Annotated in this window: 27 protein-coding genes; 14 read left to right on the top strand and 13 right to left on the bottom strand. The window is 44.0% G+C overall.

All coding sequences use genetic code 11. The annotated features are described in order from the left end of the window. The first annotated feature begins 29 nt into the window (after positions 1-29). Positions 30-1,784 (top strand): DUF3685 domain-containing protein, encoded by a 1,755-nt coding sequence (locus tag AC3FZD_RS12415; protein ID WP_488736328.1) that lies wholly within the window; start codon positions 30-32, stop codon positions 1,782-1,784. Positions 1,785-1,808: 24 nt separating this feature from the next. On the opposite strand, the gene AC3FZD_RS12410 is transcribed toward AC3FZD_RS12415, so the two are convergent. After that, complete coding sequence (locus AC3FZD_RS12410; RefSeq protein WP_488736327.1) at positions 1,809-2,228, bottom strand: hypothetical protein; 420 nt, start codon at positions 2,226-2,228, stop codon at positions 1,809-1,811. A 168-nt stretch (positions 2,229-2,396) separates the two neighbouring features. Here AC3FZD_RS12410 and AC3FZD_RS12405 point away from each other — a divergent pair, with 168 nt between their 5' ends. Next, complete coding sequence (locus AC3FZD_RS12405) at positions 2,397-2,981, top strand: thylakoid membrane photosystem I accumulation factor (protein WP_488736326.1); 585 nt, start codon at positions 2,397-2,399, stop codon at positions 2,979-2,981. Between the two features lie 123 nt (positions 2,982-3,104). Continuing rightward, positions 3,105-3,542 carry a DUF29 domain-containing protein gene (locus tag AC3FZD_RS12400; RefSeq protein WP_488736325.1) on the top strand — a complete coding sequence of 146 codons (438 nt, stop codon included), beginning with the start codon at positions 3,105-3,107 and terminating at the stop codon, positions 3,540-3,542. A 75-nt stretch (positions 3,543-3,617) separates the two neighbouring features. Here AC3FZD_RS12400 and AC3FZD_RS12395 read toward each other — a convergent pair whose 3' ends face one another. Continuing rightward, positions 3,618-4,766 carry a pyridoxal-phosphate-dependent aminotransferase family protein gene (locus tag AC3FZD_RS12395; protein WP_488736324.1) on the bottom strand — a complete coding sequence of 383 codons (1,149 nt, stop codon included), beginning with the start codon at positions 4,764-4,766 and terminating at the stop codon, positions 3,618-3,620. A gap of 207 nt (positions 4,767-4,973) precedes the next feature. Between AC3FZD_RS12395 and AC3FZD_RS12390 the strand changes: the two genes are divergently transcribed. Then, a complete protein-coding gene (locus AC3FZD_RS12390) occupies positions 4,974-5,096 on the top strand; it encodes a hypothetical protein (RefSeq protein ID WP_488736323.1) in 123 nt (40 codons plus the stop codon). Here the strand turns inward: AC3FZD_RS12390 and AC3FZD_RS12385 are convergent. From AC3FZD_RS12385 to vap15, 3 genes are read right to left on the bottom strand one after another with little or no spacing between them, the layout of a single operon-like run. After that, positions 5,082-5,273, bottom strand: coding sequence for a putative toxin-antitoxin system toxin component, PIN family (locus tag AC3FZD_RS12385; protein WP_488740336.1), 192 nt, complete (start codon positions 5,271-5,273; stop codon positions 5,082-5,084). The genes AC3FZD_RS12390 and AC3FZD_RS12385 overlap by 15 nt on opposite strands. Then, positions 5,212-5,499: a putative toxin-antitoxin system toxin component, PIN family gene (locus tag AC3FZD_RS12380; RefSeq protein ID WP_488736322.1), complete on the bottom strand. Its 288-nt coding sequence runs from the start codon at positions 5,497-5,499 to the stop codon at positions 5,212-5,214. The genes AC3FZD_RS12385 and AC3FZD_RS12380 overlap by 62 nt, the downstream gene beginning before the upstream one ends. Continuing rightward, positions 5,477-5,713 (bottom strand): type II toxin-antitoxin system VapB15 family antitoxin, encoded by a 237-nt coding sequence (vap15, locus tag AC3FZD_RS12375; RefSeq protein ID WP_488736321.1) that lies wholly within the window; start codon positions 5,711-5,713, stop codon positions 5,477-5,479. Before vap15 ends, AC3FZD_RS12380 begins: the two co-directional genes overlap by 23 nt. Positions 5,714-5,897: 184 nt before the next feature. On the opposite strand from vap15, the gene AC3FZD_RS12370 reads away from it, so the two are divergent. Together AC3FZD_RS12370 and AC3FZD_RS12365 are read left to right on the top strand one after the other, a co-directional pair. After that, a complete protein-coding gene (locus tag AC3FZD_RS12370; RefSeq protein WP_488736320.1) occupies positions 5,898-6,161 on the top strand; it encodes a hypothetical protein in 264 nt (87 codons plus the stop codon). Then, positions 6,158-6,568, top strand: coding sequence for a type II toxin-antitoxin system VapC family toxin (locus AC3FZD_RS12365; RefSeq protein WP_488736319.1), 411 nt, complete (start codon positions 6,158-6,160; stop codon positions 6,566-6,568). Before AC3FZD_RS12370 ends, AC3FZD_RS12365 begins: the two co-directional genes overlap by 4 nt. 251 nt (positions 6,569-6,819) lie before the next feature. Here AC3FZD_RS12365 and AC3FZD_RS12360 read toward each other — a convergent pair whose 3' ends face one another. The 5 genes from AC3FZD_RS12360 to gcvH form a co-directional block, all read right to left on the bottom strand. Then, positions 6,820-7,689 (bottom strand): IS630 family transposase, encoded by an 870-nt coding sequence (locus AC3FZD_RS12360; RefSeq protein ID WP_488736318.1) that lies wholly within the window; start codon positions 7,687-7,689, stop codon positions 6,820-6,822. A 349-nt stretch (positions 7,690-8,038) separates the two neighbouring features. Continuing rightward, complete coding sequence (locus AC3FZD_RS12355; protein ID WP_488736317.1) at positions 8,039-8,773, bottom strand: hypothetical protein; 735 nt, start codon at positions 8,771-8,773, stop codon at positions 8,039-8,041. Between the two features lie 240 nt (positions 8,774-9,013). Continuing rightward, the gene (locus AC3FZD_RS12350; protein ID WP_488736316.1) at positions 9,014-9,418 is read right to left on the bottom strand and encodes a hypothetical protein; all 405 of its coding nucleotides are present in this window, start codon (positions 9,416-9,418) and stop codon (positions 9,014-9,016) included. Positions 9,419-9,525: 107 nt separating this feature from the next. Beyond that, positions 9,526-12,546, bottom strand: a complete 3,021-nt coding sequence (gene gcvP, locus AC3FZD_RS12345) for an aminomethyl-transferring glycine dehydrogenase (protein WP_488736315.1) — start codon at positions 12,544-12,546, stop codon at positions 9,526-9,528. 105 nt (positions 12,547-12,651) lie between these two features. Then, a complete protein-coding gene (gene gcvH / locus AC3FZD_RS12340) occupies positions 12,652-13,053 on the bottom strand; it encodes a glycine cleavage system protein GcvH (RefSeq protein WP_488736314.1) in 402 nt (133 codons plus the stop codon). A 149-nt stretch (positions 13,054-13,202) separates the two neighbouring features. On the opposite strand from gcvH, the gene AC3FZD_RS12335 reads away from it, so the two are divergent. From AC3FZD_RS12335 to AC3FZD_RS12315, 5 genes are all read left to right on the top strand, one after another. Continuing rightward, positions 13,203-14,687 carry a diguanylate cyclase domain-containing protein gene (locus AC3FZD_RS12335; RefSeq protein ID WP_488736313.1) on the top strand — a complete coding sequence of 495 codons (1,485 nt, stop codon included), beginning with the start codon at positions 13,203-13,205 and terminating at the stop codon, positions 14,685-14,687. A 78-nt stretch (positions 14,688-14,765) separates the two neighbouring features. Continuing rightward, complete coding sequence (locus tag AC3FZD_RS12330; protein ID WP_488740335.1) at positions 14,766-15,182, top strand: element excision factor XisH family protein; 417 nt, start codon at positions 14,766-14,768, stop codon at positions 15,180-15,182. Further along, the gene (locus tag AC3FZD_RS12325) at positions 15,170-15,505 is read left to right on the top strand and encodes a XisI protein (protein ID WP_488736312.1); all 336 of its coding nucleotides are present in this window, start codon (positions 15,170-15,172) and stop codon (positions 15,503-15,505) included. The genes AC3FZD_RS12330 and AC3FZD_RS12325 overlap by 13 nt, the downstream gene beginning before the upstream one ends. Before the next feature lie 63 nt (positions 15,506-15,568). Beyond that, the gene (locus AC3FZD_RS12320) at positions 15,569-16,039 is read left to right on the top strand and encodes a C6orf136 family protein (protein WP_488736311.1); all 471 of its coding nucleotides are present in this window, start codon (positions 15,569-15,571) and stop codon (positions 16,037-16,039) included. Positions 16,040-16,096: 57 nt separating this feature from the next. Further along, entirely contained in the window at positions 16,097-17,263 is a 1,167-nt protein-coding gene (locus AC3FZD_RS12315; protein ID WP_488736310.1) for an AI-2E family transporter, read from the top strand. Positions 17,264-17,269: 6 nt separating this feature from the next. Here the strand turns inward: AC3FZD_RS12315 and AC3FZD_RS12310 are convergent, their stop codons facing one another. Further along, positions 17,270-17,596, bottom strand: a complete 327-nt coding sequence (locus AC3FZD_RS12310) for a hypothetical protein (protein WP_488736309.1) — start codon at positions 17,594-17,596, stop codon at positions 17,270-17,272. A 130-nt stretch (positions 17,597-17,726) separates the two neighbouring features. Between AC3FZD_RS12310 and AC3FZD_RS12305 the strand changes: the two genes are divergently transcribed. Both AC3FZD_RS12305 and AC3FZD_RS12300 read left to right on the top strand, forming a co-directional pair. After that, positions 17,727-19,091: a DNA cytosine methyltransferase gene (locus AC3FZD_RS12305; protein ID WP_488740334.1), complete on the top strand. Its 1,365-nt coding sequence runs from the start codon at positions 17,727-17,729 to the stop codon at positions 19,089-19,091. A 5-nt stretch (positions 19,092-19,096) separates the two neighbouring features. Beyond that, positions 19,097-19,951, top strand: a complete 855-nt coding sequence (locus AC3FZD_RS12300) for a TdeIII family type II restriction endonuclease (protein ID WP_488736308.1) — start codon at positions 19,097-19,099, stop codon at positions 19,949-19,951. A 32-nt stretch (positions 19,952-19,983) separates the two neighbouring features. On the opposite strand, the gene AC3FZD_RS12295 is transcribed toward AC3FZD_RS12300, so the two are convergent. Then, complete coding sequence (locus AC3FZD_RS12295) at positions 19,984-20,631, bottom strand: Uma2 family endonuclease (RefSeq protein WP_488736307.1); 648 nt, start codon at positions 20,629-20,631, stop codon at positions 19,984-19,986. A 124-nt stretch (positions 20,632-20,755) separates the two neighbouring features. Here AC3FZD_RS12295 and cofH point away from each other — a divergent pair, with 124 nt between their 5' ends. Beyond that, positions 20,756-21,889: a 7,8-didemethyl-8-hydroxy-5-deazariboflavin synthase subunit CofH gene (gene cofH / locus AC3FZD_RS12290; RefSeq protein WP_488740333.1), complete on the top strand. Its 1,134-nt coding sequence runs from the start codon at positions 20,756-20,758 to the stop codon at positions 21,887-21,889. On the opposite strand, the gene mutS is transcribed toward cofH, so the two are convergent. Beyond that, positions 21,886-24,381 carry a DNA mismatch repair protein MutS gene (mutS, locus tag AC3FZD_RS12285; RefSeq protein WP_488740332.1) on the bottom strand — a complete coding sequence of 832 codons (2,496 nt, stop codon included), beginning with the start codon at positions 24,379-24,381 and terminating at the stop codon, positions 21,886-21,888. The two genes, cofH and mutS, sit on opposite strands and share 4 nt — an antisense overlap. Between the last annotated feature and the right edge of the window lie 271 nt (positions 24,382-24,652).

The raw sequence follows: 24,652 nt of genomic DNA, 5'->3' as shown, positions 1-24,652 counted from the left end.
CTCCCGTTGGTCTCTTCATCAAGTGTCCTATGAGCAATTCTCAACCCTCTTCTATTTCCCTAGTGCTAATCATTCCCAGTCGGATTTTCCGCCTGGGGCTTCAGACCGCTTTGGGATCGTATCCTGAGATTAAGGTGATCGCTGAACTGGAAACCCCTAGTGCTGCCCTCAACTATCTGCAAGCCCAACGGTTATCTGTTAGCGATCGCCCCGGAGTAGATATCATTGTCCTCGATTCTGCCCTAGCATCTGGGTTAACCCAGGATGCTCTACTGAGGTTTTGCCAAAATCTGAAACGTTGGTATCCCCAATATCGACTGGTGTTGTTAACCGATCCAGGTTCCGTCAGTTGGCAAACGGCTCAAGAGGTGGGTATAGAGGGTTATTGTCCCAAAACGGCGGATCGGAGCCAGTTGCTGGCAACGCTCAAACAGGTGGCTATGGGAGAATCCTATCAGGTGAGGGTTGATCCTTCTTTATCAGAGGGCTTATCAAAAGGCGATCGCTCTTCCTGGTGGACAACGGTTAAACATCGCTGGTATCTTTGGGGACTCAGAACCATCTCGGAAGTCGAATCTAAGTTAAAATTGCAACTTAAGCAACCGAATTTATCCGTATTAGAACAAGCTGTAATTCGCGGACGACTGCGGGAGCTATCAACCGCCCGATGGTGTATTCAGTGGTTGTTAGCCCCCCGCTTAAAAACCGTAGAATTTCAGGACATTCGAGAAAACAATCTCCCTCCTAACCCACCCCTAGTTCCCTCTCAGCCCCCTATCTTAGATCTAGCTTCAAGTGAATCCTTAATCCCCATTTCCCCCCGTCAGCAAGTTCTGGAAACCACGGCGGCTCATTTGCAATTTCAGTTTAACAATTTAACCCACACTCCCCTAGAGTTAGATATCTTAAAACCCCAAAAACGCCAAGAACTCTTGCAAGTGATTTTAGAAGAAATTGAAGTCCTCCTGCAAGATTTGCAATTTTCCCAGATTAAAGATGCTCAATTAGTCAGCAAAAAAATAGATTTATTACGGGATTTATGGTCTGGGGCAATTACTCAATTTTTCGGCAAATATTCACGGATTATGGTCAAAGGGGAAGAAGTAGAAATTGTTCCCCTTTTATTAGAGGATATAGACCGAATTCAAGCAGAATATTTAGATAAAATACCCCTATTTCTAGAGTTAATTAATTATTTAGTCTATGAACTGCCCTTAATGATTGATAACCGCTTATATGCAGCCGGAACCCCAGAAGCTCAAAAGCGAGCAGAAATGTTAACCCAAAACTTAATTATTCAGCTCGGAAATGGGGTAGTTAATCCTCTGCTCAATCATTTTGCCGATGTCTTAGCCGTTAAACAAATTTTTTACGATCAGGAATTAATTACCAGTCGCAAAATTGAGCGTTTTCGGAATGATTTATCCTGGAGATCTCGGCAACAACAGTGGTTAGGAGAACCAAAAGCTATTTTTGAAAGCCAGTATTCCTTATTGGTTTTAGAGGGTCGAGGGATTCAAAAAGTCTCTATTTATGCCCCCAGACGCGAAGAATTAGATCGACTAAAAGGCTGGCCTTTAGTGGTAACTTTAGTCCTTGAAGGTCGAGATGCGATCGCTCCCCGTTTGCAAGCCTTAGTCGCTTCAGTGGGTCAAGTTTTAATTTATGTTTTAACTCATATTATTGGCAGAGGAATTGGCTTAGTTGCACGGGGAGTGCTGCAAGGGATTGGTAATTCTTGGTCAGACAGTCGCTTAAGTGGTAATGGCGATCGTTCCAAATGATTAATATAGCGCTTCGCAAAGCATTCATTGCTGCTGGCGATAATTATCATCTTGAAAAATTTGCAAGGCTAAATCAAAAGGATATTCCGTCGATCGAGTAAGCAAAATTTCGTGAGCTAAATCAACAAAGGCATGGTCTAGCCGTGCTTCAGGTTTGATCAATTTACTCGCAGGATAACGTTCTGGATTAATATTTACCTCTTCCGTAAATCCCGTTTCTATCCCTTGACCTTGATGCCAAGTTAAGCACTTTCCCCTTAAGGTCAACTGAAACCAAATTAGTTCTTGATTCTGAATCTCAAAAAAAACATCAAAATAAGGCTCCTCTCCCTGATACCAAAAGCGCAGAATACCCCGATCTTGGTCAAATTTTAATAAATTTTGGCGAATCGGTCTTAAAGACAAGCCAAGTTTTTGAATACGATCGCGAGTCATAATTAGCATAGAAAATAGAAATAGATTAACAGGAAAAGGGTAAAGCGTGAGAACAGAAACTCAGCGAACTTAGGGACAATCGCCTCAATTGGCTCGGAGAATTGACCGAAAGTATGGTAGCCTTTGGGTAATCCTATAGTTCCTTATCCATTGAGTGTGTTGGGAATCCGTAATAAAATGCTATTGAATCAGATTGATCGATGGAAACAGACGTTCGTGAGTAAATGTTTGTTGCTGATGGTACTGTGTATTACTTGGTTCTTGGGTTTAGGGACACCACAGGCGATTGCCGGAATGAACCAAGATACCTTTGATGGTAATATTTTTGCTCTTTATGGGGGTAATGGTTCCCTTGTTCCCCCTAGAGTCGAGTTTGAAGATTCCCTAAAACGAGACCAGGCCACCTTATTGGTGTTCTATCTTGATGATAGCCGAGATTGTAAGCAGTATGCATCAGTGGTCTCCCAGCTTCAGGCCTATTATGGGCGTATTGTGGATTTTGTGCCCCTGAGTGTAGATCAAATCATCTTTGATTCGAGTAAAAATACTACTAAAGCTGCCTACTACTATAAAGGCAAAGTTCCTCAAACTGTCCTCTTCAATCCCCAAGGTGAAGTGGTCTTTGAAGCCACGGGTAATGTACCCTTTGAAACGGTTGATGATGCTTTACGGGATTTATTTGATTTTCCCCCCAGAGAAAATACTCAACCTCGTGTTCCTAAAGCGGTGAATGAGCTGAATACTGAGTTAGCTCCGAATTAATGTCTTTTAAGCATGGGACAATATTTAGGGGCGAACAGTCGTTCGCCCCTAAAACTATGTCTAATTTGTATTGAAAATGACTATAATTTGATCGAATTTGATGACAACCAAAGGAAGTGTAATATGAATAACTTGAAACTGATTTATGAAGTGGATGATTTTCAATGGTTAGAAGAAACGATTGAATTGCTGAGAAATAAAAATTTTGAACATCTAGATTTAGATAATTTAGTTGAGGAATTAGAAGAGTTGGGTAGAGAAAAGAAAAATGCTGTTGCTAGTCTTTTAGAGCAAATCATTCGTCATTTACTGTTTCTAGACTATTGGAAAACTGAAGCGGAATATAACTCTGTTCATTGGCAAGGAGAACTGTATACGTTCCGAGTGCAACTCAAGCGCAAATTAACCACAAATTTAAGACATTATCTGGAATCAGAACTCGACTCTATCTATCAAGATGCATTAGGTTTTGTCAAGATCAAAACTCAAAATAAGGTGGATTTTCCAGAAGAGTGTCCCTATTCTCTAGATGAGTTGCTGGATTTGGCTGTTAAACCATAAACAAGGAATCGGTTGAACTATTGGAAATAGGAGGCAAGGGGCTGGAGGCCCCTTGTTAAGCACAACAGTAGTGCTTTAACTTAAAATCTTCGCGGCTGCGGTTACGCCTGCACCAGGGGTGAAACCAGTATCCCCTAAGATTTGCAAACTACTTTCTAGGGCAGCAACACAAGTGAGAATATCGCGATTGCCTACAAATCCTAAATGACCGATACGGAAAATTTTACCCTTCAAATGGTCTTGTCCACCGGCTAAAGCAATATTAAACTGTTTCCGCAGGGTTGAACGGATTTGTTCTGCATCCACTCGCTCCGGTGCAACCGCAGTCACGGCAGGACTTGCGGCTTCATCAGGGGCAAATGTGGGTAGATTCAAGGCTTTTACGGCTGCGCGAATGGCAGATTTTGAGCGTTGATGACGGCTAAAAATATTCTCTAATCCCTCATCTTTGAGCATCTGTAAAGCCACTTGTAAACCATAAAATAGATTGACAGGGGGGGTAAAAGGATTACTGTTTTTAGCAGCCGATTTGCGATACATGCCCAAATCTAAATAGAATTTGGGTAAAGTGGCATTCTGATAAGCATCCCATGCTTTAGAACTGACGGAGACAAATCCTAAACCGGGAGGAATCATATACCCTTTCTGAGAACCGGATGCCACCACATCTAACCCCCATCGATCAATGGGAACGCTAATCGCCCCTAAACTGGTGACTGCATCCACCATGATTAGGGCTTCTCCATGGGTTTTTACATGGCGGTTAATGGTTTCTAAGTCATTGAGTACCCCTGTCGAGGTTTCTGAATGGGTGATAATTACCGCTTTAATTTGCTTTTGGGTATCTGCTTCGAGTTTTTCCTGGAAGGCTTCTGGATCGAGCGGTTGTCCCCATTCGGCGCTAATTACTTCTACATCTAGGTTGTAGGCTTTGGCAACTTTTGCCCAACGTTCGCCAAATTTACCATTATCTCCGACTAGAACGCGATCGCCTGCACTCAAGAAGTTAATTATACCGGCTTCCATGGCTGAGGTTCCGCTACCAGCGACGATTAGCACATCATTCTGGGTTTGGTGTAACCACTTGAGGTTTTCGGTCACCTCTTTCATAATCAAGCTAAAGTCGCCACTGCGATGACCAATAATGGGTTTAGCCATCGCTAACAGCACTGGATCGGGCACTGGAGTAGGGCCGGGAATCATTAACATTAAGCTGTCATCCATGGGGGTTTATCCTCAAATTTTTATCGGGCGATCTTCTATCGTACAAGGAAATGGGGGAGTGGGGAGATGGGGAGGAGAGAGACAACCCTATCAACCGGTGGGGTTTGCTTGAAGAGCTGCTAATTTGCTCTAATGGGTAAATTGCTACGGGCTAAAAATTCTGCTGCTAAACTTTTTACCGCCTGATTCCAGTTTAACCCAGGAAAATTGCGTAAAATCTCTAGTCATTGGGTGGCGATCGCCACCCGTACAAAGAAACCGGGTTTCTGGTTTGACCTCGATAGGAGGCAGCATCCCCAGGGAGAAACCCGGTTTCTAAATCCTCGCTAAAAAATCCTGGTAAGTTATAATTTTTGTCCCGGCAAATTCCCCTAAAGTTAATAAATCTGCATCTCCTGTAATCAGGAAATCGGCTTGACTATCTTGAGCTAATGCTAACAAAAAATTATCTTTGGTATCCCGACAAACAGAAACTTCTGATACAATGTCTATAGATACGCCAATAATCCCTAAAAACTCTAGCAGTTCTTGAACCTTCTCTGCTGAAAAATATTTTTGCAGTTTTTGGTCTTTGCGTCACCCGATTAATTTCTTCTTTGATTTGCTCGCACAAGACTACTTCAATGCTCTGACTGACGAGTAATTCTTTGAGATTCCCTAATTCCTTGCCAATCAGGAAACTAATCCAAAGATTAGTATCGATAATAACTTTAACGGGCTGATTGTTGAGCATAGATTTCACTTCTTACAGCTTCAACCTCTTGAGTAATTGTCTCTAGGGATAGTTCATCCGTTTTGAAAGACTCTAAAAGGGCAGTTAATTTACTATTTAACAATTCTCTAGCCAGTTCTTGACTTAATTGTAGTTTTTCGGGTTCGGGGAGTTGTTTGACTAAGGTTAAAACTTGCTCAAAGTTGAGGGAGAGTTGATATTGAGTTGGAGTCATAGTTTCGGAGGATGGAGGGTACATCTATATTCTAACTCAAGCGATCGCCACCCGCGCAGAGAAACCCGGTTTCTGGCTCGACCTCAATAGGAGGCAGCATCCCCAGGGAGAAACCCGGTTTCTAAATCCTATGACGAATTAGCAACTAGGGGTTAAGATAGGATCGAGCGAATTGAGTATAATTATGTCAAACTATACGATTACTTTATCTGAGAAAACTTACCACTCCCTGCTAGAAGTTGTCGAAAAACAAGGCTTAACTCCTGAAGCTTGGATAGTGGCTCAACTTCCTAAGCCCCAGCCGGAAGAGCCACCTTTATGGGAAAAAATAGATGATTTAATTGGGGCTATTGAGAGTAGCGCAGAGCCTCATCATGAGTTTACGCCAACTGATTTTGGGGAACAGATTGCCAGAAAATTATCTAAACAAGGACTACACAGACCATGATTTTAGTTGATACCGGGCCTCTCATTGCTCTCATTGATAAAAGCCAGGGAGAAGTCCATGTTCGATGTGTGGCAACTTACAAAACCCTAACTGAGCCTCTCTTAACAACATGGCCTTGTTTTACTGAAGCGATGTATTTCTTATTAGAATTACGAGGTTGGTCAGCACAAGCAATCTTATGGAATTTCATCAATAGAAAAGCTTTGTTTCTTTATGCAATTAATGAAGCGGAATGTCAACGCATGGAAGTTTTGATGGAAAAATATCAAGACTTGCCTATGGATTTAGCTGATGCTTCTCTTGTTGCTGTGGCAGAAAGTCAAAAGATTAAGCGAATCTTTACATTAGACAGTGATTTTTATGTTTATCGACTATATGATAAAGATGCTTTTGAAGTTATTCCTTGAGTTAAAATTTGGCGATCGCCACCCGCGCAGAGAAACCGGGTTTCTGGTTCGACCTCAATAGGAGGCAGCATCCCCAGGGAGAAACCCGGTTTCTAAATCCTATGACGAATCAGAAGCTAGGGGTTAAGATAGGATCGAGCGAATTGAGTATAATTATGTCAAACTATACGATTACTTTATCTGAGAAAACTTACCACTCCCTGCTAGAAGTTGTCGAAAAACAAGGCTTATAGCGCTTCGCGCTGGTCTATTTACAAATACTGGAATGCTGCGTCTGCTGCTTTATGAATATTATAGTCATGAAGAGGCAACTCTTTTCTAATTGCTGTCTTTACTTTTTGCCACCAATGTTCAATTGGGTTTAAGTCAGGAGAGTAGGTAGGCAAAAACAGCAATTCACATCCCGCTTTTTCAATTAGTTCTCTAATTTTACGGGAGTTATGGAAAGGAGCATTATCCATAATAATTACCTGACCTTTTTCCACCTCTGGCAATAAACATTTTTCCAACCAAGTCTCGATCACCTTGGCTGTGCAATATCCTTGATATACCATCGGAGCCAAGATTTTTCCGTCACATAAAGCGCCGATAATACTTAATCTATCTTGGCGTTTTCCGGGTCGCATACTATATAATCTTTCCCCTTTTTGACTCCATCCATAAGGATAGCTTTCATTATTATTTATCCCGCTTTCGTCCATGTAGATTACCTGTTTTGATCTATATTGAGCTAGTTTACGCCTAAACTCAGACCGTTCCTCCTCACATCTTTCCTGATAACCATAAGTTTTTTTTTTACGAGTGTAACCCATTTTTTTTAACCCTCTACTAATTGTATGATGACTGACATCACCCCATAATTTGGCTAATTCTTTTTGAGTTTTGTCAGGGTTAGCATCGACAAATTCTTTGAACTTTTCCCAGTCTTTAATCCCACAAGGTTGAGCTGGAGGTCTGCCTTTTTTAGGAACTGTCGAACCGGTTTTTTCTTTGGTTTCTTTCCATCTATAAAGGGTTGGGCGGCTAATTTTCAGTGCCCGACTCACTTGGCTGATTGGTACACCATTTCCTATCAGCTCCAAGGCCCGTATTCGGATTTTTTGACTATAAGCACTTGCCATCGCGAGTAGACCTGCTCGAAAGTTGTACATTCTCTATTCTAACTTGTAACTAGACGAGGGCGAAGCGCTATATATTCTAAATCTTCGATTTGTTTAGCTAGAGAAAATTTGCGAATTTCACGTTCTAAATATTGTCGCTCTTCATCGGAGAGCGAAGTGATACAGCAATTTTCGCTGCTATGCGGTACATCTAGATCCCCCTGAATCCCCCTTAAAAAGGGGGACTTTCCTATTCCCCCCTTTTTAAGGGGGGCAAGGGGGGATCTTTTTTTGCTGTACCTCATTACCCCGCAAAACGCTGTAATTCCTTTAGTGGTTAATTTACTATCTAACAATTCTCTAGATGGTATTATCGATTGTCCTCCATTTGCTTCCGCAGTTGCTCTAATTCGGTATCTATAAGATCGGTTGGCTCTAGGAATTCTTCTGGAAATGCTGGGGGCGGAGCAGCTTTTTTCTTGGCTGGTTGGCGATCGCCCTTCAGTTTCGTCCCATTCGTCTTAATTGTAGTCTGTTTCTTCTGCGGTTGGACTTTTTTCTGTTTCCGTCGCCGCTTCTCTTCCTGCTCCTGTAGCCGAGCTACGCGACGTTCTTCTCTGAGTCTGCGTTGCTCCTCTCGCTGGCGGTTAGCTGCTGTTCGCTTTTCTTCTTGCTCGGCTTGTCGGCGATTTCTGACTTCTTGGATTAGGTTACGGGCTTGATAGAAGTAAGCTTGTATGGTCAAGTTAGAGACTAACATGAGAGTAGCTTCTCCATTAGTCAAGTCATGATTGTATCTACTGGTCAAAAATGGTAGGGATAGATATATGGCGATCGCGCCAATGGAGAAGTCCCCAAACCCTTGCAGCCAATAGGAAAATGGTGCTGTTCTCCTCTTGGGCTGGTTCTCCGCTTTTGCCGTGTAGCTTCTCCACTTTTCTACTATGGGTTCTCCCGTCTTCCTGATGTATCCCATAATGGTTCCTGGGAGAATGAGAACAATCCATAGGGCAAAGAGAAACGACAAGAAGAAGCCCCACCCGGAAATAGAGGTGACGATTTCACTATCTACCAGTATGGCAAAGAAACTTAGGGAGTTGGTCATCGGATACAACATGACAACAAAGATCGCGCCCCACACAACCAACCCCACCCAGGTGAGCAGCGATCGCAACCAACAGCGTGGATAAGGAAACTAACCTGGATATTTCATTGTTTTTCACCTGTAGAGTGCAAGGTTGAATAACTAAACATACCAATAACCTCCTTATATACTGTCATGTGTAAGGAGGTTTAAATTTTAAATTTCTGCGATCGCTAGATAGGATTCAGTCTGGAGACTTTGTTAAAAGTCGTACTCCCCTTTGAGTTGTTCTGGCTTGATGGGGATTGAATAGCACTTCTTCATAATTGGCTCCACCTGCTCTTGAGCGTTTCTCTTGGTTCCTACAAGCATCTCTAGTTCAGTGCCCCTGGATATTGCTTGTAATGTTGCGTATATGTTTGACCAATTCAGATTGATAGTCATGGTTCTATCACGGAAAGATAAGTCTATGTTAGGTAAGGCTGTAACTTTGTCGTCTTCTGATGGAGGTTTCTGTTTATAGCGACTCATGATTTCGGCTAACTCTGAGATATAGATGCGGGTGAGTTCAGTAGCGCAATCGCGATCGCCGACAACGCCCTCAAGAAAATCAGTGAGCATCCCCTTAATTGTTGTCAGTCTGGCTCGGTTCGTTTCATTAAGCATCAGTCCCTTCTACCCATTGCTGGTGTGTTTCCAAAATCTGTAGGGGCGAAACATTTTTCGCCCCTACATGCCATCTTATCACCCAGTTTCTACTGACTTTCTATCCCCTAGGAATACGCTTCCATCGGAGCGCAGGAACAGACAAAATTACGATCGCCGAACGCATTATCAATCCGTCCCACCGGAGGCCAATACTTAAACTCCCTTGTCCAAGGCGCAGGATAGGCCGCTTCTTGGCGCGAATAGGGATGCGTCCACTCATCCGCTAACAGCATTTGGGCCGTATGGGGCGCATTTTTAAGCAAATTATCCTCCGCAGACATCTCTCCCCGCTCAATGGCCGCAATTTCCTCGCGAATGGCAATCATGGCATCGCAGAAGCGGTCTAACTCTTCCTTAGACTCACTTTCGGTGGGTTCAACCATAATCGTTCCCGCAACCGGCCAAGACATGGTAGGCGCGTGGAACCCGTAGTCCATTAACCGTTTGGCGATATCTTCCGCTTCCACACCGGCTGATTTTTTCAGGGGGCGCAAGTCCACAATACATTCATGGGCGACTAAGCCGAACTTACCGGTGTATAAAATCGGGTAATGGGGGTCAAGACGATGGGCGATATAGTTGGCATTCAAAATCGCTACTTTCGTCGCATCCGTTAACCCCTGAGACCCCATCATGGCAATGTACATCCAGGAAATGGGCAGGATACTAGAACTTCCCCAAGGGGCTGCTGCTACGGCTCCCTGTTCAGTCTTGCCCAAATCAATCACGCTATGACCGGGGAGGAAGTCAACCAAGTGGGGAGCTACGCCAATGGGCCCCATGCCCGGGCCGCCGCCACCGTGGGGAATACAGAAGGTTTTGTGCAAGTTCAGGTGACAGACATCTGCGCCATAGTCTCCAGGACGACAGAGACCGACTTGGGCGTTCATGTTAGCGCCATCGAGATAAACTTGGCCGCCATGGCTATGAATAATTTCGCAGATTTCCTGAATGGCTTCTTCAAATACACCGTGGGTCGAGGGATAGGTCACCATGAGCGCGGAGAGTTTAGCGCTGTGTTTCTCGGCTTTGGCTCTGAGGTCAGTTAAATCGATATTACCCTGGCGATCGCATTTTACCCCCACCACTTTCATCCCGCACATCACCGCACTAGCTGGGTTCGTGCCATGGGCGGACTCTGGAATCAGGCAAATATGGCGATCGCCCTCTCCGTTATGCTGATGATAGGCGCGAATCACCAGTAATCCCGCATATTCCCCCTGAGACCCAGCATTAGGTTGCAGAGAAACCGCCTCAAATCCGGTAATTTCCGCTAACCAGTCTTCCAACTGACGGAACATTTCCTGATAGCCTTGGGTTTGCTCCAAGGGTGCAAAGGGATGAATTTGCCCCACTTCCGGCCAAGTCACCGGGATCATCTCGGCTGTAGCATTTAGTTTCATCGTACAAGAGCCGAGGGGAATCATGGAGGTAGTCAAGGACAAATCCTTAGCTTCCAAGCGATGCAGATAGCGCAACAATTCCGTTTCCGAGTGGTACTGATGGAACACCGGATGCGTCAGGTAAGGGGTTTGGCGCGTGAAGTTGCCAAAATCTGGAGCCGGTGCAGAAGCCTGAATTTCTTCTACTGTAAACGGTAGGTCACCTCGACTCCGCTCGGTGACCATTTCGCCCTCTGATTCACCGTTCCCTGAATCACCGTTCTCTGATTCACCGTTCCCTGAGCGGAGTCGAAGGGAACGGGCAAAAATCTCCCACAAGTCCACCACATCCGCAAGGGTCGTAGTTTCATCCAAAGAGATACTCACGGTCTTTTCATCCAGGGTGCGGAGGTTAATTTTTTTCTCCTGAGCGGCGGCTAATAGGCTCTCTAATGCGGTTTCACCCAAGTTTACCCGTAATGTATCAAAAACCTGGCTATCGGGCAAACTATAGCCCAAACGCTTGAGACCTTCCGCCAACCAGAGCGTCTGTTGATGGATGGTTTCGGCGATCGCCTTCAAGCCCTCCGGCCCGTGATACACTGCATACATCGACGCAATCACCGCCAGCAGCACCTGAGCCGTGCAAATATTACTCGTCGCCTTATCCCGGCGGATATGTTGTTCCCTCGTTTGCAGCGCTAACCGCAGAGCAGGCTTGCCATCCTTATCCTTAGACTGACCCACAATACGACCGGGGACTTGCCGCTTATAAGCTTCGCGGGTCGCTAAATAGGCCGCATGGGGGCCGCCATAGCCCAGGGGAACCCCGAACCTTTGGCTATTCCCCACCACCATATCCGCATCCATTTCTCCCGGAGGTCTCAGCAGGGTGAGGCTGAGAAGGTCAGCCGCAACAGTCGCCAGAGCGCCGACTTCATGGACTTTAGCAATAAAATCACTGTAGTCGTAAATTGTGCCATCGGTTGCCGGATATTGGAGCAGGGCCCCGAAAATCGGTTGGCTAAAATCAAAGGTGCGATGATCTCCAACAATTAATTCTATACCCAAAGGTTGGGCGCGGGTTTGCACCACTTCAATCGTTTGGGGATGACAGTCTTGGGAGACAAAAAAGCGATTAGCCTTAGTTTTGCAAATACCATAGCTCATGCTCATGGCTTCGGCTGCGGCAGTACCTTCATCGAGTAAGGAAGCATTGGCAATTTCTAACCCCGTTAAATCAATCACCAAAGTTTGAAAGTTGAGTAAGGCTTCCAGACGACCTTGGGCAATTTCCGCTTGATAGGGAGTATAAGCCGTATACCAGCCGGGATTTTCCAGGATATTGCGTTGGATGACCGGTGGGGTGATACAGTTAGAGTAGCCCATGCCAATATAAGAGCGAAAAATCTGGTTTTTGCCCATCATGGCTTTGAGGGTATTCAGGGCAGCCGATTCACTTTGGGCAGTGGGGAGGTTAAGAGAACGAGTGAGCTGGATCGCTGGGGGAATAGTACGCTCAATTAGGGTATCTAAGTCATCGATTTCTAACAGTTTGAGCATCTGCTGAATATCGTTGCGATTCGGGCCTAAATGGCGATCGCAAAATGAACGGGTCTGTGACTCAGACGCGGGTAACGAAGAGTTGAAGGAGGACGATCCGGTATTCATGTTAGGTTTAGGGGTTACGTCTGAATTGTGCATGGGCGATCCATATCTCACATCAAAGGCTTGCAGAGTGCCATAAGCGTTTGGATGACACTCTTTCCTTTACTTAGTGTGTAACAAAGAGCCTACTTTTGTCACAACTTAATGCTCGTCCTCATCCCCTTCGAGTTGAGCGCGGTATTCTGAGGCCGAGAGTAAACCCTCTAAGTCTTCATTGCTATCAATGCGGACTTTGACTAACCATCCTTCCCCGTAAGGATCGTCGCCAATATTTTCTGGGTCTTCAAGTAGCTCTTCGTTGCGTTCAATCACTGTACCCGCAACGGGGGGATAGAGATCTTCAACCGCTTTCACCGATTCAATGGAACCGAAAGATTCCTCTTTTTCTAAGGCATCTCCGACTTCTGGTAATTCAAGATGAACAATATCACCCAGTTGATCGATCGCAAAAGCACTCAGGCCAATGGTGGCAATCTCGCCATCGAGCCGCACATACTCATGGCTATCGAGGTATTTTAGATCATCTGGATATTCTAATTCCATAGAAACTTCCTATTTTTTTCGACTAATCTCTACTGGTTATATATCAGGATTTGGGTATGATCGGCCCATCTTCTTTTAATTTTCAAGGAATGATTACTGCCAAGTGGCGATCACCCTTTACCCCATTCCCCATTACCCATTACCCATTCATGAGTCGAAAACTCTCGCAGCGATTAAAACCAACCATCCTTGTGGTTGACGATACGCCAGGGAATCTGAGTTTACTGACTCGGATTTTGGTCAAGGAGGGATATCAAGTCAAAGTTGCCTCCAATGGAGAAGATGCCTTGAGCTATATCCTCGCTGGCTCAGTAGATTTAGTGCTGTTGGATGTGATGATGCCTGGTATGGATGGCTATCAGCTTTGTCAACATCTAAAGGCGATGGAGTCGGGGGCTAATATCCCCGTTTTGTTTATTAGTGCCATGGATGAAACCTCCAATAAAGTCAAAGGGTTTGAAGTGGGGGCAGTCGATTATATTAGTAAACCCTTTGAACCCGTCGAAGTGGTGGTACGCATTGAACATCAGCTCCGACTGCGTAAATACCAACGGGAGTTAGAAGAACAAAATGCCCAGTTACAGTTGCTGCTCGATACAACGGAAGCTCTCAGTGATGCCATTGATATTGAGTGTGCCTTAGAGGCGGTATTGGCTAAAATTTGTCAAACCATTCATTGGGATTTTGGCGAGGCTTGGATGCCCACTCAAAGAGGGACACAGTTACGCTTAAGTCGGGGAGGGTATAGCCATAGTCCGGAGTTTGAGAGCTTTCGTCATCTGAGTGAGGCGATCGCCTTTACCCCCCATGAAGGCTTACCGGGACGGGTTTGGGTGTCTAAGGAGTTGGAATGGATTGAGGATATCTCCCAAATCCCTAGTCTGATTTCTCCCCGAATGCGGCAAGCTAAAGAGGTGGGTTTGAAGGGTGCTTTGGCTGTGCCGATTTGTTGGCAGAGGCAAGTGTTAGCCGTATTGATGTTTTTTTCGCGATCGCCCTATTATCCCCATCAACGCTCCTTAACCTTAATCCAATCCGTGGCTAATCAGTTAGCCTCTCTAATGCGACGCAAACAAGCAGAAGCCGATTTACGCCAAGCCAACCAAGAATTAACTCGGTTAGCCACCCTCGATGGTTTAACCCAGGTAGCCAACCGAGGCCATTTTAATCAAATCTTGCAGCAAGAATGGTCGCGATTATTACAGGAAGTACAACCCCTCTCCCTGGTTTTGTCAGATGTGGATTATTTTAAGCGCTATAACGACTGCTATGGTCATTTAGCTGGGGATGACTGTTTGCGCCAAGTCGCTCAAGTGATGGCAGACGCTGTGCGACGCTCCAGAGATTTAGTCGCTCGCTATGGGGGTGAAGAGTTCGTTGTTTTATTGCCCAATACTGACTCTTTAGGCGCTCTCCGAGTTGCCCAACGCATCTATCAGGGAATGCATCAGCGACAATTACCTCATGCTGCTTCTGATGTCCAACCCTATGTCACCCTAAGCTTAGGCGTAGCTTCCATGATTCCCAGTATTGCCCTCTCCCCAGAGAGCCTCATTGCCACAGCCGATGCTTCATTGTATCAAGCTAAAAGTCAAGGACGCGATCGCATTGTCGTCAATGAAGGCATTGGCTGAAATGGCGATCGCCTATAGAGTTTAATCGACCTCCAAACCCCTATAAAATAGAGAAAAATCTAAGAAGAGGCCAAATCACTGATGGCTAGAGATGCTTTCCACTCTGTAGTCAAAGATGCCTTAATTGCTCAAGGGTGGTTGATTACCCACGATCCATTTCCTCTTGATTATGGAGAGGTACAAATGCAAATTGATTTGGGTGCTGAATTTCTCTTGGCTGCCGAACGAGATAGCGATAAAATTGCCGTAGAGGTCAAGAGTTTCATCAATCCCTCTGCTATTTCTGAGTTTCACACAGCCGTCGGTCAATATCTCAATTATCGACGCGCTCTGAGAGTACAAGATCCCTCACGTACTCTGTATTTGGCTGTACCTCATCCAACCTATGATGAATTCTTTCGTCTCCGATTTATTGAAGAGGGAGTCCGGGAATATCAGCTCCATTTGCTCATTTATGATATAGAAGAAACAAGGATCGTGCAATGGATCAAATAGCAACCTATCGCCAAATTGTTCAAGAAATTTTGCTTTGCCATAGTCAAGTAAAACCCATCTTTGGGGAGGTAGAAATTGGTGTGGTTTTTGATGTAGAGCGCGATCGCTATCAAGTCGTGCGGACGGGATGGATGAATAAACGGCGCGTTTATGGAGCCTTAATTCATATTGATATTAAGGACGGCAAAATTTGGATTGAGTATGATGGCACTGAAGTGGGAGTCGCCAATGAACTCACAGAACGGGGAATCCCCAAAGATCGCATTGTTTTAGCCTATCATGCACCGTTCATGCGTGCCTATAATGGATTTGCTGTTAGTTAGTTTTGCCACCCTTGTAGAACAATTTCCTAGTATAGATGATCAACAAAGTCCCCCAACTCAATCATGAACTCACCATCCGCCCTATCTATCAACTCTGACGCTCTACCGCCCCAGATTAAACCCGTAATGAAGATCTTGCAACAAGACTTACCCACCTTATTTCAGCAGGATATTGACTACGATATTTATACCCCAGATATCCTCTTTGAAGACCCCATTAGTCAATTTAAAGGAAAACTCAATTACCGGATTATCTTTTGGACGCTGCGCTTTCATGGTCAATTGTTTTTCACTGAGCTATACTTTGATGTCCATGACATGCAGTTCTTGCCCCCTGAAACTCTGCATGTAGACTGGACAGTGCGCGGTAAACTGCGAGTCCCCTGGAAAGCACAAATCAACTTTAATGGCTATTCTACCTATACCCTCAATCCTCAAGGACTCATTCATCGTCATGTGGATACCTGGGATCGTAAACCTCTAGAAATTTTAAAGCAATTTCTGCCGCGATCGACCGCTACTCAAGTAAAATAGCCGAACAACAACCTTACCCATTACCCAATTACCCATCAAAGGTGAGGAGGAAACCCCGTGACACTCGGTCAATTACTTGGCTTTTTTAGTTTAATTACATCCCTTTATATCCTCTGGACAATCCGCAGTGTTTTATTACTCGTCTTCACCGCCATTGTATTGGCTACTGCCCTTAACCGGGGAGTGCGTCTAATGCAAAAATTTGGCCTCAGTCGAGGGTTATCTGTTTTAGTCACCCTCAGTGTAACCGTTCTCTTTTTTCTCCTCTTTTATTGGATTATTGTTCCTCCCTTTATTGAACAATTTCAAATTCTAATTAATTTGATTCCCACGGGAATTGAACAATTAAGAATTCTCCTCAATCAATGGAGGCAAGATACCCCCTCTTGGTTGCCGGAACCTCCAGATTTATCCAGTGGATTTCAACAAATTCAACCTTTCCTTACTCAAGTTTTTGGCAACTTTTACTCCTTCTTTTCCAATTCAATTATTGCCGTCGGTCAATTGTTGCTGGTGATGGTCTTAACCTTAATGTTTTTAGGCGATCCCCTCTCCTATCGTAAAGCTTTGGTGCGTCTTTTTCCTTCTTTTTACCGGCGGCGAGCTGATACGATTTTATCGGAATGTGAAATTTCTTTGGATAATTGGTTTGGGGGAATTATTATTAACTCCCTCTTTATTGGGACGCTCAGTTTTATTGGCTTATCGATTATTGGCGTGCGCTTGGTCTTAGCCCATGCACTCCTGGCAGGAATACTCAATTTTATCCCCAATATTGGCCCAACTTTAAGTGTTGTTTTACCCATGACTGTGGCTCTTTTGGATACCGGAGGATTTGTTAAAGCGGGTTTGGTTTTGATTCTATATGTGGTGATTCAGCAGGTGGAAAGCTATTGGTTAACCCCGACTGTAATGGCGAAACAAGTGTCTCTTTTACCGGCAGCAACGCTACTGGCTCAAATTATTTGTTTGCAACTGTTTGGCATTATTGGTCTGTTCTTAGCTCTTCCCTTAGCTGTGATTGCACAGGTGTGGGTTAAACGATTGCTGATTGAAGATATTCTTGACCAATGGGTATTAGAAAATCCCAATTCCTATTTAGCTACAGTTCTGCAAGGATCTGAGGAAAAGAGCGATCGCCATGAGCAAGAGGCTTTACCTGGAGCTGAAGTCGAGAAACCTTTTGCACAGGAAGATACACTATCTGATATTCACGGAAATTAGCATCAGCTAACCCGATCGCCCCCTCACCATGCGTCCGATCCATTTTATCGCACTGCACCAGGTCTTGCGTTGGAAGATTGCCCAGACTAAGCCAGCAGAGATAAAGCTCACGAGAACGGGGATGATAAAGGGATGGAGGCGATCGCCTTTACCCGTTCCCTCCTCATTTGGAGGCGTAGCACTCATGGCGCTCATCTGTACGGTTTCACTCTCCGTATCCGTTTCTAAAACAGGAACAGACTCTGTAAACGGTTTCGGTGTCGGGAGAGCATTTTTAGCCGGAGTTGCAGGAGTCGGAGTTACCGGAACTTGGGTTTTAACTTTAGTTGCCATAGCCGATCATCTCGCTTGTGGCCCCAGAAGGAGATAGATGTCTTCAATGGTAACACGGCGATCGTATTTGTGGCTCTGAACAGACTTTGGTATAGTAAATAAACTAATTTTGAATTCTTATATTACCCAGATGCAAGCTGCATCCCCCATCCAGATTGAATTATTTAATCCCTTAAATCCCCATTCTGGGGTGAGTCTAAACCCAAAATTTACGTTTATTGATTTGTTTGCAGGGATTGGTGGATTTAGACTCGCACTCGAACAGCTAGGGGGGAAGTGTTTGGGCTATGCAGAGATCGATCGAGAGGCTATTTTAGTTTATCAAACTAATTTTATCCGTTACATTAATGCAGAAGAACCCAATTTAGGGGATATTTCCCAATTGGGCTATTTACCTCACTCTGTCGATCTAATTGTAGGTGGAGTTCCCTGTCAACCTTGGTCAATTGCCGGACAAATTAAGGGATTTGCAGATAAAAGGGGTCAACTATGGTTTGATGTGATTCGTTTAATACAGTTAAATCAACCCAAGTTATTTATCTTTGAAAATGTCAAAGGCTTAACAGAACCCAGACATTTACAGAGCTTAGAAACAATTTTAACCCAACTCAGACAATCTGGATATTGGGTAGACTATCAGGTACTCAATTCCTATGATTTTGGTTTAGCGCAAGACCGCGATCGCGTGTTTATTGTTGGTATTCATCAACAGCTTGAAAATCAGCATCAATTTCAGTTTCCTAAACCCTTAAATCAACATCCCAAACTCTATGATTTTATTGAAGGGGTCTCTAAGCAACCCGTACACAAGCAAAAAATATCACCTTCTGTTTTATTTGGCGATCGCCCTCCCGCTTCCAGAAATCGATTTCAGAAAAACGATGAACTCAATGATTTCTTTACGTTTGCTGATATTCGCGATGGTCATACCACGATTCATTCTTGGGATTTGATCCCAACGAGTGATCGCGAAAAGTCTATTTGCAGAATTATTCTTAAAAACAGACGCAAAAAAATATATGGCCCTAAAGATGGAAATCCATTGAAATTTTATCATTTAGTTAAACTAATTCCAGACCTGTATCAAGACGAATTAGAAACATTAATTGCCAAAAAAATTCTCAGAACTGATTCTTCTGGCTATGAATTTGTCAATTCTAAAATTTCTGCCGGTATTCATGGAGTCGCTAAAATCATTCTTGCCCATGCGGATGCCATTGGAACCTTAACTGCTACTGGAATGAGAGATTATATCGCTACGATTTGTTTTGATTGCCAAGATCCCAAGCGCTATAAACAGGAATTTATTAAGCGAGTTTATCAGCGTCAAAAATACCAACCTATTTCTGCCCAAGATTATGCCCGCTTACAAGGTTTCCCTGAATGGTTTCAGCTTGCCCAGCGAGAGAGTACAGCCAAGAAACAGTTAGGTAATGCAGTTTCTGTGCCGGTTGTTTATTATTTAGCTCAATCCTTAGTTAAAGTCTTATTTTAAGAGTTATGAGTAAATTCAGTCAAGAATTAATTAAAGAAGCAATTCAATCTGTCATTCGAGACATGATGGATCGGGTGATGGAGAATGTTTTATATGACAAACCTTTTTCCCCCGAAAAACATCGCGCCGCCAAACCTCTATATGCTGCTCTGGTTCCTGATGAAATCTTTAAGGGATCTCACTTTGAGCGCAAATTTGTTACTCCTTTTGGTAAAGTCTGGGAAAAATTAGCAGTTATTGCAGCAGAGCAAAGCTTAGGATCAGCGCAATTGAATTATAAAATTCATGGAACGATTGAAGAAGGGAGACTTAATCGTATTACTGAAATATTAAATCGTCTAGAACACCCTGGTAAAGCTGCAAAACGGATTCATCCTAATTGGAATGAAGAAATTGCTTCTATTTTGGAATGTCAAGGTAAAAATATTCCCATCACCGTTGTTTGTGATGTTTATGCCGAGAATATAACCACAGGTCAAAAATATGCGTTTGAGATAAAAGCCCCTCTTCCCAATAGCGATCAAACTAAGGTTAGTAAGGAAAAACTGCTAAAGTTGTATAGCATGGAACCTTCAGTTATTTCAGAAGCTTATTTTGCCCTGCCCTATAATCCCTATATTACTAAAAAAGATTATGGTTGGACTCCTCCTTACCGGTGGTTTAATATGACTGAGGATGTAGTCGTTTTAATTGGTAATGAGTTTTGGGATAAACTCGGTGGAGAAGGAACTTATGAAGTCTTTATTCAAGCGGTCAACGAATTAAGCCAAGAATATAAACCTAGAATCTATCGGGAATTTCTAGGTATTCAACCTCCGGATGAGGGTTTTAAGTTAGATAAAATAGATACAATTAATTAAAATTGAATCATTAAATATGACGATAACATACATCAATTTTCCAACCGTCGGATCTGTTGACGAAATTCCCGTAAAGCCGGACTTCGCCCGATCGCATAACTTCTTTCTAACACCTCTTCCACCCAATCTATTATAGGAAACTGCGGAAAAATTTTACTCTGTTTTATCTCTTGATACTCCCCATTTTCTAGAGCGTACATCTTCAGTTCCTTCTCGCCATAAATCCACAACTCCGGAACTCCCAAGCGGATATAAGCATCTGTCTGAGTTTTAGACGTGACATCAACTTCAATCGCCAAATCAGGGGGCGGATCGATGGCTAAATCAAGTTTATCTTTGCCAATCATCTGTTGATGATTTTCGATATAGAAGCATTCATCCGGTTCAAGTCCAAATCCCATTTCTTGGCATTTGAATGTCGTCGATCCGAAACATTCACAATCGATTTCTAGTTCTTCTAATAAAATTTTCACCATATCCCCAATTAAAGATTTAGCGCGTTCGTGTTTTGGTAGTGGTATTCTGATTTCTAAGGTATGATGACTGTAAGCAATGCGACTGGCACGTTTTTCTCCCAGTTCAATTAAAAATTGCTCAAATTCTTCCCAGTTCAGGTCATGAATGAGCAATCTTTGACCAGGGGGAATATCCAGTTGTTGGAATTGGAGAGTTAGGGGCATAGGAATAAGTAAGGAGTAAATAGTCGCTATCTGTACAGTTAAATGATCTAATTTTATCCTAACATAGTGATAAAAGTATTACACTAAAAGAGTTAGCACTCAAACTTAAAGAGAAAATCAAGTGATTATCATTAATCCCATAGAAACCCTTTTAGATCGCACCTTATCCGGTCAAGACATCTCCACCGATGAAGCGGTGCTATTATTACAACAAACCGATCCCAGAGCCATTGAAGCCATTCAAGAAACCAGCGATCGCCTGCGAGAAAAACAAGTAGGAAACACCGTTACCTACGTCATCAACCGCAACATCAACTTTACCAACATTTGCGAACAACATTGCAGTTTTTGCGCCTTTCGTCGAGATGCGAATACCCCTGAATCCTACTGGTTAACCCTAGAAACTATTCTCCAGAAAACCGCCGATGCAGTAGCACGAGGAGCCACCGAAATCTGTATGCAAGGAGGCTTAAATCCAGAAGCCAAAATAGACGGCAAAACCTTAAAATACTACCTTAAAATCGTCCAAACCATCAAAAGCTACCATCCCCAAATCCACTTGCACGCCTTCTCTCCCCAAGAAATCCAATTTATTGCCAGACAAGATCAAATCAGTTATGAAACCGTCATCTCCAGCTTACAACAAGCTGGTGTCGGATCGATGCCAGGAACTGCCGCCGAAGTTCTCGACGATTGCGTGCGAGCCATCATTTGTCCCGAAAAAATCAACACCCAAACCTGGCTAGAAATCATCAGCACCGCTCACCGTTTAGGAATGCCCACCACCAGCACCCTATTATCCGGACATATTGAAACTCCCCAACAGCAAATCACCCACTTAAATCATCTACGAACCTTACAGCAAAACTCCCTAGAATCCCATCCATCCGCCATCACAGAATTTATCCTACTCCCCTTCGTCGGCCAAGATGCTCCCCCCATTATTCGCCATCGAGTTAAACGAGATCAACCCATTTTATCTGATGCTTTATTACTCACTGCCGTCGCCCGAATTTTTCTCGGCAATTGGATTATTAACCATCAACCCAGTTGGGTAAAATTGGGCTTAAAAGGGGCAAACCAAGCCCTCAATTGGGGATGTAATGATATCGGAGGAACCCTCATGGAAGAACACATTACCACCATGGCCGGGGCCAAGGGAGGCACTTGTATGGAAGTCGAAACTCTCGAAAAAGCCATTAGCTCCCTAGGACGATATCCCCAACAACGGGATACTTTATATAACAAGATCTATTAATCCCTGGATGGGGAAATACCTTGACGCAAACCAACGGCAATTTTACTATGTTGTTCAATTTGAGTCATAACTTGTTTAGCTCGTTCAATCACCACCTGGGGTAAACCGGCTAATCTTCCAGCTTCAATGCCATAGGATTTATCTGCACCACCGGGTTGAACTTGGTGCAAAAAGATGATTTTATCGGGCATTTCTTTGACAGTGACTTGGTAATTAGCGACATTATCTAAAATGGAGGCTAATTCATTGAGTTCGTGGTAATGGGTGGCAAAAATAGTTCGTGCTTTGATTGCTGTGGCTAAGTATTCGGCTACAGCCCAGGCAATAGATAAACCGTCAAAGGTGGCGGTTCCGCGACCAATTTCATCTAATAAAACTAAAGAACGAGAGGTTCCATGATTGAGAATATTAGCGGTTTCATTCATTTCCACCATAAAGGTAGATTGACCGGTGGCTAAGTCATCTACTGCACCAACACGGGTAAAGATGCGATCGCAAATCCCCAATGTAGCCGATCTTGCTGGCACAAAACTACCGATTTGTGCCATCAGTTGAATTAAGCCCACTTGCCGCAGATAACAGCTTTTACCACTGGCATTAGGCCCCGTTAAAATAACTAGATCTGTAGATGATTTTTTACTATTTTCAGCTAAATGGGTGGAGTTAGGCACAAAAAATGCCCGTCCCAAAGTTTGCTCAACCACCGGATGTCGGCCATCTCGAATCATAATTTCTCTGCCTTCAGTTAAAGTGGGACGACAGTATTCTTCCCACACTGCCACTTCCGCTAATCCACATAAGACATCAATCGCAGCAACCGCACGGGAAATACTGCGAATTAATTCTGTTTCTTCACCTACTTCAGTTCGCAATTGCACGAATAATTCATATTCCAATTGATTTAAATCTTCTCGTGCAGTCAGAATTCTGGCTTCCCGTTCTTTCAGTTCTTGAGTAATATAGCGTTCTTCATTCACTAAAGTTTGTTTGCGGGTATAGTCTTCTGGAACTTGATCGGCTTTGGAGCGAGAAATACTAATATAATAGCCAAAGGTTTTATTATATCCCACTTTCAGGTTAGAAATGCCTGTTCTTTCCCGTTCGCGAGTTTCTAAAGAAGCTAACCATTCTTGATCTTCTTGCGCTTCCGATCGCATCCGATCTAAATCTGCATTAACCCCCCCTTGAATTAATCCCCCTTCCTTCAACTGTTGGGGCGGATTTTCCACTAAATAGGCTTTAATTTTATGAGCTAACTGTTCTAATTCCGGTGGCACAGTTTGCAGCGCTTTGAGAAACGGCGATCGCCCCTGACTGGCTAATGGGGCTAATGGGGGTAACTGGGCTAAAGATGCTGCCAAAGACACCAGATCCCTAGCATTAGCACTGCCCGATCCCGCCTTCCCGGTGAGCCGCTCCAAATCAGCAATTTGCTTTAAAATTTGCCGAATTAAGCCCCTTAATTCCGTATCTTCAACTAATTCGCTGATCGTATCTTGTCGCGCTTCAATGCTTTTCAACTTCATTAAGGGTTGCAAGATCCAGCGCCGCAGGGCACGTGCCCCCATAGCTGTTAACGTGCGATCGATGGCATATAACAGAGAACCATTGAAGGTGCGATCGCGCACCGTTTCCGTAATTTCTAAATTGCGGCGACTTTGATGATCTAAAATCAGGAAATCTTGAGTAGAATAACTCCGCAATAATTGTAAGGTTACCGCATTTTGTTTTTGCGTTTCCTCCACATATTCTAAGAGTCCGCCCGCAGCGCGAACCCCCAACGGAATGCGATCGCATCCCATCCCCTCCAAAGAGCGCACCTTAAACTTACTTAACAGGCGATCGGTTGCCTCCTGCTTACTAAAGGCTACTTGCGATCGCCAAGAATAGCAAAAACAGTCCGGCAACCCTTCCGGCAGTTGCTCAGACTTTTCCCCAGGGCGCAGCATTTTGCCCAGATCCGGGGCATCCGTCGGCATCAAAACCTCCGAAGGTTGCAGGCGCATTAATTCCTGATGCAAATGCTCCAAACCGCTCGCTTGAGTCGTAAAAAACTCTCCCGTAGAAATATCCGCATAGGCTAATCCCCAGTAGTCTTTAGCCAGCACCACTGCCGCTAAAAAATTATTCTGACGAGCGCTTAACATCGACTCATCCGTGAGGGTTCCAGGAGTCAAAATTTTCGTAATTTCCCTCATCACCATCCGTTTTTCCGCCTGTGCCACTGCCGCATCTTCCGTTTGATCGCAGACGACAACCGGATAACCCTTTTCCACCAACTGCGGACAATACCGTTCCAGAGCATGATGGGGAACCCCCGTCATCGGCACTCTGCCAATCTCTTTCCCCCCATCCCGACTGGTAAGCGCTAATTCTAACTCTACAGAAAGGGTAACCGCATCCTGAAAAAAGCATTCAAAAAAATCCCCCACTCGGTAGAGCAATACAGCATGGGGATATTGTTCTTTCACCTGCACATAATGCTGAAGCATCGGCGTAAGTTTATCCCGATCCAACTGTCGATAATCAGCATTAGGAATATTGAAATCTTCCGAAGCAGTAGGGGAATAACTCACGGTTGATGCTATGGTGCTGGTAATGGGTAATATGGCATTATAACAGAAGGCCGTAGGCAATCGGCAATCGACAGTAGGGAAAGCTCGGTTTCTAGACCTCCTAGCGATCGCAGTAAATACACTCCCCTTACTCACCAACACGGGATAGAGCTTGTTCTAAAATTCGATCTGAAAGATACATACCTGA

Source organism: Roseofilum sp. KMC-1 (assembly GCF_057802075.1).
The sequence above is the reverse complement of the archived record's forward strand: the minus strand, read 5'-3'. Positions and strand labels throughout refer to the sequence as shown.